General features: G+C 65.2%; 9 protein-coding genes. 7 read left to right on the forward strand and 2 right to left on the reverse strand.

Annotation, left to right across the window (positions count from 1 at the left end; genetic code table 11):
- Positions 1-4: 4 nt before the first annotated feature.
- Both AWC06_RS17705 and AWC06_RS17710 read right to left on the reverse strand, forming a co-directional pair.
- Positions 5-745 (reverse strand): GntR family transcriptional regulator, encoded by a 741-nt coding sequence (locus tag AWC06_RS17705; protein WP_085199445.1) that lies wholly within the window; start codon positions 743-745, stop codon positions 5-7.
- Entirely contained in the window at positions 738-2,336 is a 1,599-nt protein-coding gene (locus tag AWC06_RS17710) for an SMP-30/gluconolactonase/LRE family protein (RefSeq protein WP_085199302.1), read from the reverse strand. The genes AWC06_RS17705 and AWC06_RS17710 overlap by 8 nt, the downstream gene beginning before the upstream one ends.
- A 154-nt stretch (positions 2,337-2,490) precedes the next feature.
- Here AWC06_RS17710 and AWC06_RS17715 point away from each other — a divergent pair, with 154 nt between their 5' ends.
- From AWC06_RS17715 to AWC06_RS17745, 7 genes are read left to right on the forward strand one after another with little or no spacing between them, the layout of a single operon-like run.
- Positions 2,491-3,345 carry an SDR family NAD(P)-dependent oxidoreductase gene (locus AWC06_RS17715; RefSeq protein ID WP_085199303.1) on the forward strand — a complete coding sequence of 285 codons (855 nt, stop codon included), beginning with the start codon at positions 2,491-2,493 and terminating at the stop codon, positions 3,343-3,345.
- Positions 3,342-4,712, forward strand: coding sequence for an aromatic ring-hydroxylating oxygenase subunit alpha (locus AWC06_RS17720; RefSeq protein WP_085199304.1), 1,371 nt, complete (start codon positions 3,342-3,344; stop codon positions 4,710-4,712). The genes AWC06_RS17715 and AWC06_RS17720 overlap by 4 nt, the downstream gene beginning before the upstream one ends.
- Complete coding sequence (locus AWC06_RS17725; RefSeq protein ID WP_085199305.1) at positions 4,709-6,550, forward strand: flavin-containing monooxygenase; 1,842 nt, start codon at positions 4,709-4,711, stop codon at positions 6,548-6,550. Before AWC06_RS17720 ends, AWC06_RS17725 begins: the two co-directional genes overlap by 4 nt.
- Positions 6,551-7,480, forward strand: coding sequence for an SDR family NAD(P)-dependent oxidoreductase (locus tag AWC06_RS17730; protein WP_085199306.1), 930 nt, complete (start codon positions 6,551-6,553; stop codon positions 7,478-7,480).
- Positions 7,473-8,651, forward strand: coding sequence for a CaiB/BaiF CoA transferase family protein (locus AWC06_RS17735; protein WP_085199307.1), 1,179 nt, complete (start codon positions 7,473-7,475; stop codon positions 8,649-8,651). The genes AWC06_RS17730 and AWC06_RS17735 overlap by 8 nt, the downstream gene beginning before the upstream one ends.
- 2 nt (positions 8,652-8,653) lie before the next feature.
- Positions 8,654-10,360 (forward strand): thiamine pyrophosphate-binding protein, encoded by a 1,707-nt coding sequence (locus AWC06_RS17740; RefSeq protein WP_085199308.1) that lies wholly within the window; start codon positions 8,654-8,656, stop codon positions 10,358-10,360.
- 14 nt (positions 10,361-10,374) lie between these two features.
- Entirely contained in the window at positions 10,375-11,814 is a 1,440-nt protein-coding gene (locus AWC06_RS17745; protein ID WP_085199309.1) for an aldehyde dehydrogenase family protein, read from the forward strand.
- The last annotated feature ends 105 nt before the right edge of the window (positions 11,815-11,919 follow it).

The raw sequence follows: 11,919 nt of genomic DNA on the forward strand, positions 1-11,919 counted from the left end.
GAATCTAGCCGCGCACACGCCGCATCGTCATCGAGTGACGGAACCGGGAGGCGGGATGGGTGTTGATCGTCAGCTGGGCGACTTCGCCGTCCGACGTGGTGTAGGTGCGGTGCACTTCCAGCGCCGGCGATCCCGCCTCGACGCTCAGTTCGCCGGCCAGCTCTTCCGAAATCAGCACCGCGGCGATCTCCTGGCGCACCTCGGTGATGCTCAACCCGAAGAGGTCTTCGATCAGCGGGAAGATCGGGCCGGTATGGCGCTGCAGCAGCCGGCCCACCGCGGCGAAGGCCCGGTTGATGTAGTACTCCGTCCGGCAGACCGGGACGTCGGTGCCCTCAATCCGCCGGAAGCCACGGACGGCCAACCACTCTTCGCCACGGCTCAGCCCAGTCCGTGTGGCCAGGTCGTCATCGATCAGCACCATCTTGGTGGACTCGATCGCGAACTGCGCACCGGTCGCGAAGGCCAGCAGGTCGTTGATCGAGACGACGTCCTGCATGTAGGAGTCCGAGGACGGCCGCGGAACGACCAACGTGCCCGCCCGCGGCCGCGAGGCGACGAGGTTGTCGTCGCGCAGGCGTCGCAGCGCTTCGCGCACGGTGTAGCGGCTCACCGAAAACCGTTCGCACAGTTGGTGTTCGGTGGGCAGTTGCGAGCCCACCGGGTACACCCCGTCGACGATTTCTTTCCGGAGTGTGCGCGCGACCTGAAGATAGCGGTGGTCGGCCGGTCGGGCGTCAGCCATGAGGATCTTCTCGCCGCAGCGCGAGCACACTGCCGTCCGCATCGGCGGAAACATAGATTGTCCCGTCGGGCCCTGCCGCGATGCCGGCGAACGGCCCTTGCGGTCCGGAGAACGGCGGCATTCCTTTGAGCGGTTTGGGCACCACCCCGGGCGGTGCGCCGACCGGCAGGTCGGCGGCAACAGTGCGCCGCGTTGCATTCTCCAAATCAAATGCGATCAACGCCTTGGCGTCGGCGTCGACGACATACAACTCCCGACCCCGCACCAAAATGCCTTGCGGCCGCCGCAAATCGTCCAACACCGTTTGCGTGCCTGATCCGTTCAGCTTGACCACCCGGCCGCCTTCAGCTTCCGATACCAGGCAGGCACCGTCGGGGGCGATCGCGACTCCGATCGGATCACGCAAGCCGGAAGCGAGCACCGCGACGTGGCCGGGCCTGACGGACAGCACCCGCCCGGTGCCGAGTTCGGCGACCACGGCGGCATCCCCTGCCAGCGCCACGCCGTAAAGCCGATCGAATCCGTCTGCGAGCACTTCGCTTTCGCTGGCGGTGGGACGGTAGCGCGATACCTGGCCGCCTGAGGTGGTCACGACGAACTCGCCCAGCCCGGCCGCAGCCACGCCGCGGATAAAACCCGGATAGCCGGGGCTGAACAGCATGCCCACTGTCCGCAACGTGCGATCGGGAAGCAAAACATAGAAGTAGGTGCCGTCGGCGACGTAGAGGTTGCCGTCGGCGCCTATCGCCAGATCCAGCGGCCAGTTCAGCCCGCCCGGCAACACCGTCCGCGTCTTGCCGATGTCGAGGATCTCGGTGATCTCGCCGGTGAAATTCGAGACGAACAGCCGATCGCCGACGAATGTCGAGTTGTCCAGCCCCGGATTCACGTCGGCGAGTACCGTCTGCTCCCCGGTACGCGGATCGATGCGCAACACTTGGCCGCTGTGCACCTGGGTCGACACAATCCGGCCCGCGGAATCGAATTTCACCGAGTCAGGAACGCCGAGCCCGGAAGCAACCCGCTGCGGCTCACCGCCGTCGAGGTCGATCCGCCAGATCTCGTTGGCCCCCATCACCGGGAAGTACAACAAGCCGTCGGGGCCCACCTCCATCGCATTGGGGGACGGCACGTTGTCCAGCAGCAGCCGTGGCGCGCCGCCGTTCAGGTCGAGTTCGAGAAGGCGGCCGCCCTCCCGGCATTCGCCGATGAACAGCCGGCCCCGGTGGACCGTGATGCCGTTGGCCGACGGGAGATCGTCGCGCAACACCCGGGCGTGGCCGTCGGTGCCCAGTAGGCTCACCCGGCCGTCCATGACTTCGGTGGCGTAGAGGTTTCCGCGCGGGTCGAAGGCGACGTCGTCGGGCGCGATGATGTCACCGCCCTTTGCGCTGATGGTCTGCAGCTCGCCGGTCTCGACGTCCAGGGCGCTGATCTGGCTGCCGGTCACCTGCGCTATGTAGACCCGGCCGTCGGGACCGGTGCGCAGGCCGTTGGCGCCGAACAGCCGGCTCGGCGGCGTGAGCCGCTCCAGACGCCAGCCATCGGCGACGCTGGGCTCGGCGCTCGCCGAGAAGCGGCCTTGCTGCATCCGATTACCTCCGCGATTCAGCCGGTCACGTTAGCAACCAAGCGTGGTCCAGACAATAGGGAAAACCTCCCCGAAAAGCAGCCCTTGACGCCTAGCCATTTGCAGAGAATCATATTCTCGATTATGCGCACCAGACTGTCTTGTCCAGACAAATATGACCGGTGATAACTTGCTGAGCCTCCACGGCCGGGTGGTGGTGGTGGCCGGGGCCGGGGGCGGCGGCATCGGCACGACCGTGACGCGGATGGTCGCCGAGGCGGGCGCGACGGCGATTGCGGTTAGCCGGTGCCAGGACAACCTCGACCGTCATATCGGGCCGCTGATCGCCGACGGACTGTCGGTGGTCCCGGTGGCCGCCGACGTCGCCACCGATGACGGCGTGGCAGCCGCCCTGGACGGCGCCCGGCACGCGGACGGCGAGCTGCACGGCCTGGTGAACATCGCCGGCGGCGCCGCACCGTCGACCTGGATGCCGTCGACCCGGGTCACCCGCACCGACTGGCGCGAGCTGTTCACCCACAACTTGGAAACCGCGTTTTTCATGAGCCAGGCCATGGCCGCCGAGTTGAAGGCGCGAAAACGTGCGGGGGCAATCGTTTCACTGTCCTCGATCAGCGGCATGAACACCGCGCCGTTTCACATCGCCTACGGCACGGCCAAGGCCGCGGTCGTGGCGATGACCCGAACGATGGCCGTTGAATTGGCGCTGGACGGCATCCGGGTCAACGCCGTCGCTCCCGGAATCACCGAGACGCCGGCTTCGCAGACGTACGTCGACGAGGATCTCGAGCGTGACCGGCTCGCCATCGCGATGGGACGCCGCGGACGTCCCGAGGAGATCGCCGGCGCCATCCTGTTCTTGCTGTCGGACCTGTCCAGCTATATCACCGGCCAAACACTCCTGGTGGACGGTGGCCTCGACCTCAAGTGGACGCATCTGGACGCCGACAACACTTCACTGTTTCTCAAGGATGACTCCTTCCGAGCGGCGCTAAGGAGCATGAAATGACCGACCTTTCGGAGCTTTCCGAGCTTTCCGAGCCGGTGACAATCGGTGTCGAGGCGTATCTCTCCGAGGCGTATGCCCGCGCCGAGCGTGACAAGCTGTGGCGAAAGGTATGGCAACAGGTCGGGCGGGTGGAAGACCTGCCGAAGATCGGCAGCTACCTCACCTACGACATCCTCGACGACTCGATTGTGGTGGTGCGAAACGGTCCGGACACGCTGAAGGCTCACCACAACGTCTGCATGCACCGCGGCCGCCGGCTGGTCGACATCCCGGAGCGCACGAAAAGCGCCTGCGGACACAAGAAATCGTTCGTGTGCGGATTTCACGGGTGGACATACGACCTGGACGGTCGCTGCACCCACATTCCCGAGCAGCAGGACTGGCAGGACGCGCTGACGGCCGAGAACACCCACCTGGCCGGCGTCAACGTCGACACCTGGGGCGGCTGGGTCTGGATCAACATGGATCCGAACTGCGGGCCGCTGCGGGACTATCTCGAGCCCGCCGCCACCATGCTCGATCCGTTCGGCCTGCAGAACATGCGTTGCAAATGGCGCAGATGGCTGCATTTCCAATGCAATTGGAAGGTTGCGATGGAGGCTTTCAATGAGACCTACCACGTCGCCACCACCCACCCGCAGTTCAACAAGTTCAGCAGCTTCCGCGGCTGGGCCAAGGCACAAGGAAAACACAGCAACATCGGTTACGACGCGCCGAAGGATCTGGAGGAGACGAAGTCCAAGATCCGGCTCGGCGGTGGCACCGACCCGCGCGTCTCGACCGCGCAGATGCAGGTCTACACGCTGGAGGAGACCAACGCCACCACAACGAAGACACTGGTGGACGCGGCACGGCGGCTGGTCGACGAACTGCCGGAAGACACTCCCGCCGACCAGGTGCTCGACCATTGGCTGTCCGCTGCGCGGCGTGACGACGCTGCCCGCGGCGTGATTTGGCCGAGCATCGATCCCGAGCATCTGGCCAAAAGCGGTACCGCCTGGCAGATCTTCCCGAACTTCCAGATCGGGCAGGGTCTGACGACCGCGCTCTGTTACAGCGCCCGGCCCAACGGCTACGACCCCAACAGCTGCATATTTGAAGCGTCGTGCTACGAGCTCTACCCCGAAGGTGAAGAGCCGCACACCGAATGGGTGTACGCACCACCCGATGACCCCGGTTGGCGCACGGTGTTCCCGCAGGACTTCTCCAACATGGCCGCGGTACAGCAGGGAATGAAATCCGTTGGCTTCAAAGGCACCAAACCCAACCCGTACATGGAGCGCAGCACCGCCAACCTGCACCGCAACCTGGCCGCGTACATGGGCACCGGCGCACCGCGTGAGCTCTCCAAGGAGAACGGTCGATGACCGAATGTGAACAACCGACGCAGACGCCCGACGACATCGACATCGATGCACTGCGCGAAAAGTACATATTCGAACGCGAGAAGCGCCTGCGTCCCGAGGGCTCGAAGCAGTACTTGGAACTCACGGACGACTTCGCGGAATTCGCCGAGGTCGATCCCCACACGCCGGTGACGCCGCGCACCCCGATTTCAGAAGACATCGAGGTGGCGGTGCTCGGCGGCGGCATCACCGGGCTGCTGGCCGGCGCGTACCTCAAGAATGCAGGCGTCGACGACGTACACATCATCGAGATGGGCGGGGACTTCGGCGGGGTCTGGTACTGGAACCGCTTTCCGGGAATCCAGTGCGACAACGACTCTTACTGCTACATACCGATGCTGGAAGAACTCGATTACATGCCGTCGAAGAAGTTCGCCGACGGCCCCGAGATCTATGAGCACTGCCGGCGCATCGCAAAGCATTTCGGGCTCTACGACGGCGCGATCCTCTCCACCCAGGTTCGCGCGCTGCGGTGGGATGAGACCGTCAAGCGCTGGCGGTTGAGCACCAATCGCGGTGACGACATTCGTGCCCGGTTCGTGGTGATGGCACAGGGCTCGTTCAACCGGCCGAAGCTGCCCGGAATCCCCGGGATCAAGGACTTCAAAGGACACATGTTCCATTCCGCCCGCTGGGATTACGACTACACGGGTGGGGATTCGGGCGGCGGACTCCACAAGCTGCATGACAAGCGTGTCGCGCTTGTCGGTACCGGAGCGACCGGCGTGCAGCTGGTTCCGCACCTGGGCCGAGACGCCAAGCACCTCTACGTCTTTCAGCGGACCCCCTCATCGGTGGACGTGCGAGGCAACGAGCCGACCGACCCGCAGTGGACCGCTTCCCTGCGGCCCGGCTGGCAGGAGGAACGCAAGCGCAACTTTCACCGCTGGTCGCCCTTGGGCGACGGGGTGGTGTTCGACGAGCCCGATCTGGTCTGCGATTTCTGGACTGAGCTGGGGCGCAACCTGACCGCGCGGGTCGCGGCCGCGGACGATCCCGCATCACTGACCATCGAGCAGATCATGGCGATCCGCGAAGAAGAGGACTACAAGGTGATGGAGCGGCTGCGGCGCCGCGTCGAGGAGCTTGTCGAGGACCCAGCGACCGCGGAAGCGCTCAAACCGTACTACCGGTTCATGTGCAAGCGACCCTGCAGCAACGACGAATACCTGCCGACGTTCAATCGCCCGAACGTCACGCTAGTCGACGTGTCGGAATCCAAAGGCGTGGAACGGCTCACGGAGAACGGGATCATTGCCAACGGCATTGAGTATGAAGTCGACTGCGTCATCTTCGCCAGCGGTTTCGAGATCACCACTGATATCAGCCGTCGGTACGCGGTCGACGTGATCGAAGGCCGCGACGGCGTGTCGCTCTTCGATCACTGGCGCGACAGCTACAAGTCACTCCACGGGATGACCAGCCGGGGCTTCCCCAACCAGTTCTTCACCGGCTTCATCCAGGGCGGCGTGGCAGGCAACACCACCGCGATGCTCGAGCAGCAAGCCGAACACATCGCCTACATCATCTCCGAAGCAATAGCGCGCCGCGCGACGACCGTGGAGCCCAGCCAGGAAGCTCAAGACAACTGGGTCAGGACAATCGGTGAACTCGCGTTCGACAACTCGCAACTACTGGCTTGCACCCCCGGCTATTACAACAACGAGGGCGGCGGCGGCGGAGAAGGCTTCCGTTCGGCACTCGGCGAGCCATACGGTCCCGGGTTCTACGTCTTTGACGACCTGCTGAAGGAATGGCGCGCCAAGGGCGACCTCGACGGCCTCGAGCTCGGAACCTGAATGCCTGAACTGAGGTTCGATGATCGCGTCGCCGTCGTGACCGGCGCCGGCAGGGGCCTGGGCCGCGCCTACGCGCTGCTGCTCGCCGCCAGGGGGGCGAAGGTCGTCGTCAACGATCCCGGTGGCGGCCTCACCGGCGACGGCGTCGACCCTGACCCCGCGGCACAAGTGGTCCACGAGATCACCGCGGCCGGCGGTGAAGCCGTCGCATGTACCGAATCGGTGGCGACTGCCGCGGGCGGCAGGGCGATCATCGACTCGGCGCTCGACCACTACGGCCGGATCGACGTCCTGATCCACAACGCCGGCACCGTGCGGCGCGGCTCGCTCAAGGAGATGAGCTACGAGGACTTCGATGCGGTCGTGGATGTGCACCTCCGCGGCGCCTTCCATGTTGTGCGCCCTGCGTTTCCGCTGATGTGTCAGGCCCGTTACGGCCGCATCGTGCTGACCTCGTCGATCGGTGGGCTGTATGGAAACCACGGCGTCGCAAACTATGCCGCTGCCAAGGCGGGCGTGATCGGGCTGTCCAATGTCGTGGCGCTCGAGGGCGCGGCCGACGACGTGAAATGCAACACCATTGTCCCGGCCGCCGAGACGAGAATGGCTGAGGGCATCGACACGTCGGCCTACCCGCCCTGGGGGCCCGAGTTGGTCGCACCGGTGGTCGGCTGGCTCTCACACGAATCCTGTTCAATCACCGGCGAGATGCTGACCGCCATCGCCGGGCGGGTGGCCAGAGTCGCCGTCGCCGAGGCGCCCGGCGTGTACCGCCCTTCGTGGTCGATCGAGGACGTCGGCGCACAATTGGACGCCGTCCGTAATATGGGCTCCCCGTCGATCTTTCCGGTCGTTCCCGACGGTCACGCCGAGCACATCCGCTACAGCTTCGAGGTGGCACGACGCACCCAGGCGGCCAGCCATGGATAGCCAGAGCAACGGGAAGGGCCCGCTGGCAGGTGTACGCGTGGTCGATCTGACCGCGATGGTGATGGGGTCGTACTGCACCCAGATCATGGCCGACATGGGTGCGGAGGTCATCAAGGTCGAGTCACCCGATGGGGACAACACCCGCTACATCTCGGTCGGGCCCGCGCCGGGCATGGGCGGTGTGTTCGTCAATGTCAACCGCGGCAAGCGCAGCGTGGTACTGGACCTGCGGTCAGAACCCGGCAAAACCGCCTTGCGCGCGCTCATCGAAAAAGCCGACGTCTTCATCCACTCGATGCGAGCCAAGGCGATCGCGCGGCTCGGATTCAGCTACGACGAGGTCGCCGGCATCAACCCGGCGATCGTCTACACGAATTGCTACGGATACGGCCGGCGCGGACCGGACCGGGATCTGCCCGCCTACGACGACACGATCCAGGCGGAATGCGGGCTACCGGCGATCCAGGAACAGCTGACCGGTGAAGCCACCTTCGTCGGAACCATCATGGCCGACAAGGTCGCCGGGCTGACGGCGCTGTACGCCACGATGATGGCGTTGTTCCACCGCCAGCGCACCGGCGATGGGCAAGAGGTGGAGGTCAGCATGTTCGAGGCGATGGCGTCGTTCATGCTCGTCGAGCATGCCAACGGCGCCATGTTCGACCCTCCCCTCGGCCCGGCGGTCTATCCCCGCGCGGTGGCACCCAACCGCCGGCCTTATCGCACCAGTGACGGCTACATCGCCGCGCTGATCTACAACGACAAGCAATGGTCGGCCTTCATCGACGCCGTGCGACCGCCCTGGGCCGGCGATCTGTACGCCACGCTCGAGCGTCGCGCGCGCCAGATCGACAAGGTGTACGCCTTGCTAGCGGAAACGTTTAAGGAGCGGACGACCGAGGAATGGCTGACGCTTTTCCGCGAGCTCGAAATACCCGCCGCGCCGCTTCGCACACCCGACGCGCTGTTCGACAATCCGCACCTGAACGCGGTGGGCTTCTTCGAAACTGTGGACACCCCCCGTGGCCCTGTGCGATTTCCCGGTGTGCCGACGTGGTTTTCGCGGACCCCGGGCCGTGTCGCCGGACCCGCCCCGGAGTTGGGCGCCGACACGGCCGACGTCCTCGACGAGATCAGCGCGAGCGCTCGCGCCCCAGAAAAGGAGTACTGACCGTGGGTGTGCCTGTGTACCAACGGATTCTCGACCTCTTCGAGACCGAGGGCGTCAACACATTGTTCGGCATCCCGGATCCGAACTTCGTCCACATGTTCGTCGAAGCGGAACGCCGTGGCTGGACCGTGGTTTCGCCGCATCACGAAGAGAGCGCCGGCTTCATGGCCGAGGCCGTCTCGCGTATGACGGGCAAACCCGGCCTGTGCATCGGCACACTCGGCCCGGGCGTCGCGAACCTGGCTGGGGCGATGATGTGCGCCAAGGTGGAGAATTCCCCGGTGGTGTATCTGGGCGGTCAGCGGGCACGCATCACCGAACGGCGGGTGCGCCGCGGGCGGATCCAATTCGTCCGTCAGGAAGGTCTTTTCGCGCCGTCGGTGAAATACAGCGCGTCAATCGAATACGCTGACCAGACCGACGAGATCGTCCACGAGGCGCTTCGCCGTGCGATGTCCGGCACGCCCGGCCCGGCGTATATCGAGTATCCGGCGCATGTGCTCCTCGAAGAACTCGACGTGCCGGACCCCTTGCCGCCCAGCGCCTATCGGCTCGTCAACCAGACCGCGGGCGCATTGGAGGTGGCCGAGGCCGCGACCTTGATCCGCCAGGCCGAGAGTCCGATCCTGCTGGTCGGCCACGGCGTGCACACGTCGCGCACCGCAGAATCGGTCAAGGCGCTCGCCGACCTGATGGCATGCCCGGTGATCCAGACGTCGGGCGGCACGTCGTTCATCGCGGGACTCGAGGATCGCACGTTCCCTTACGGCTTTTCACCCGCTGCGGTCGAGGCGGTGGTCACATCGGACCTGTGCGTCGCGCTCGGCACCGAGCTCGGCGAGCCGGTGCACTACGGCAAGACCCGCCACTGGGCGGACAACAACGCGACGCGCAAATGGATTTACGTCGAGCAAGATCCGACGGCGATCGGCGTGAACCGCCCGGTCGACGTGGCGCTGGTCGGCGACCTGCGCGGTGTCGTGCCGCAATTGGTGGACGCCCTCCGAGAACATCCGAGACAACCCTCCGAGAATCTCGAACGCTGGATCAAACAAGATGCGGACAAACTCGCCGAGTCGGCCGACAGCGCGCCGAGCGGCAAGACGCCCATCCATCCCGCCCGGTTCGTCGTCGAGGCGACCAAAGCCTTTCCGAGCGACGGCATCATGGTCCGCGACGGCGGAGCGACCGTGATCTTCCAGTGGACCTACTCGCAGGCCAAGCCGCACGACGTGCTCTGGAACCAGAACTTCGGCCACCTCGGCACCGGGCTGCCCTACGCGGTGGGCGCTTCGGTGGCCGACGGCGCGAAGCGACCGGTCATGCTGGTGACCAGTGACTCGTCGTTCCTGTTCCACATCGCCGAACTCGAGACCGCCGCGCGTCTCAAACTGCCGCTGGTGTGCGTCGTGGGCGTCGACCACCAGTGGGGCCTCGAAGTCGGCGTCTACAAGCGCACCTTCGAGCAGCCGTCCCCGCAGCCCGGCGTGCACTGGAGCAAACACGTGCGCTTCGACAAGATCGCCGAAGGCCTGGACTGCCACGGCGAATACGTCGAGAAGGAAGAGGAGATCGGCCCCGCGATCAAGCGGGCCTATGCCAGCGGCAGAACCGCCGTCGTGCACGTCTGCATCGACCCGAAGGCGAACTCCGAGGAGATGCCGAACTACGCAGAATTTCGAACCTGGTACGCCGAGGGCACACAGTAGAGGAGGCTGACTCTATGCGCGAATACACGAAGTTCTACATCAACGGCCAGTGGGTCGATCCGGTCGAGCCCAAGACCCTGGACGTCGACAACCCCGCCACCGAGCAAGTCTCCGGCAAGATTTCGCTGGGCTCCGCCGCAGACGTCGACAAGGCGGTCGATGCGGCGCGCAAGGCCTTCACCAGCTGGTCGCAAAGCAGCCGGGAGGAGCGCCTGGACCTGTTGCAGGCGATCCTCGCGGAATATCAAAAGCGGGCCGACGATCTCGCCGCGGCGGTGAGCGAGGAGATGGGTGCGCCGGCCTCGCTGGCCTCGGGCCCGCAGGTCCAACTGGGCCTCGGTCACCTCGTGACGGCCATCGACGTGCTGAAGAATTACCAGTTCGAGGAACAGCACGGGGCGACGCTGGTGGTCAAGGAGCCGGTCGGTGTTTGCGGCCTGATCACGCCATGGAACTGGCCGCTGAACCAGATCGCCGTCAAGGTGTACCCGGCGTTGGCGACGGGCTGCACGATGATCCTGAAACCCTCCGAGGTTGCGCCGTACTCGGGCTACATCTTTACCGAGATCATGGACGCGGCTGGTGTACCGGCCGGCGTCTACAACCTGGTCAACGGTGATGGCGCCGGGGTGGGCGTGGCCCTTGCCAGCCATCCCGACATCGACATGGTCTCGTTCACCGGTTCGACCCGCGCAGGTGTGGACGTGGCCAAGAATGCCGCGCCGACGGTGAAGCGGGTGACTCAGGAGCTCGGCGGCAAGAGCCCGAATATCGTCCTCGACGACGCCGAATTCGTGACCAGCGTCCGCAGCGGTGTGGTCAACATGATGCTCAACTCCGGGCAGAGCTGTAATGCGCCGTCGCGCATGCTCGTACCGAACTCGCGGATGGACGAAGCGATCGCCATCGCGCGCGAGGCCGCCGAGCAGGTGGCCGTCGGTGACCCCAGCAATAGCCACGCGATCGGCCCGGTGGCGTCCAAGGCGCAGTTCGACAAGGTTCAGCGCCTGATAAAGCAGGGCCTCGACGAGGGCGCGACCGTCGTCGTCGGCGGCCCGGGGCGGCCGGACGGACTGGAAAAGGGTTACTACGTCAAGCCCACGGTGTTCGCCGGGGTCAGCAATGACATGACGATCGCCCGCGAGGAAATCTTCGGGCCGGTGCTGTGCATGCTCGGTTACGACGACATCGATCAGGCCATCGAGCTCGCCAACGACACCGACTACGGCCTGGCCGGCTATGTCTCGGGAGCCGACCTGGACAAGGCCCGCGCGGTGGCGCGCAAGATCCGTGCCGGCTGGGTGACGATCAACCACGCCTTCGACATGAACGCGCCGTTCGGTGGTTACAAGCACAGCGGCAACGGGCGCGAATGGAGCGAATTCGGCTTCGACGAGTACCTGGAGATCAAGAGCACGCTGGGCTACGCGCCCGAAAAGGCTACCGCCTCATAAGCGCTCGGACCATGCGTGTCGTCCCCGTTGTGCGGCTTATCCGCACCTAAACTGACGATGTTCCGGCAGGGAGGGGCATCGACGTATCGGCGACAACGACGGCAC

This window comes from Mycobacterium fragae (assembly GCF_002102185.1).
In the GTDB taxonomy this organism is placed as follows: domain Bacteria; phylum Actinomycetota; class Actinomycetes; order Mycobacteriales; family Mycobacteriaceae; genus Mycobacterium; species Mycobacterium fragae.

Bases quoted from the DNA above. Each gene is read 5' to 3' on its own strand.
- AWC06_RS17705 (WP_085199445.1), bottom strand. From the start codon at position 745: ATGGCTGACGCCCGACCGGCCGACCACCGCTATCTTCAGGTCGCGCGC.
- AWC06_RS17710 (WP_085199302.1), bottom strand. From the start codon at position 2,336: ATGCAGCAAGGCCGCTTCTCGGCGAGCGCCGAGCCCAGCGTCGCCGAT.
- AWC06_RS17715 (WP_085199303.1), top strand. From the start codon at position 2,491: ATGACCGGTGATAACTTGCTGAGCCTCCACGGCCGGGTGGTGGTGGTG.
- AWC06_RS17720 (WP_085199304.1), top strand. From the start codon at position 3,342: ATGACCGACCTTTCGGAGCTTTCCGAGCTTTCCGAGCCGGTGACAATC.
- AWC06_RS17725 (WP_085199305.1), top strand. From the start codon at position 4,709: ATGACCGAATGTGAACAACCGACGCAGACGCCCGACGACATCGACATC.
- AWC06_RS17730 (WP_085199306.1), top strand. From the start codon at position 6,551: ATGCCTGAACTGAGGTTCGATGATCGCGTCGCCGTCGTGACCGGCGCC.
- AWC06_RS17735 (WP_085199307.1), top strand. From the start codon at position 7,473: ATGGATAGCCAGAGCAACGGGAAGGGCCCGCTGGCAGGTGTACGCGTG.
- AWC06_RS17745 (WP_085199309.1), top strand. From the start codon at position 10,375: ATGCGCGAATACACGAAGTTCTACATCAACGGCCAGTGGGTCGATCCG.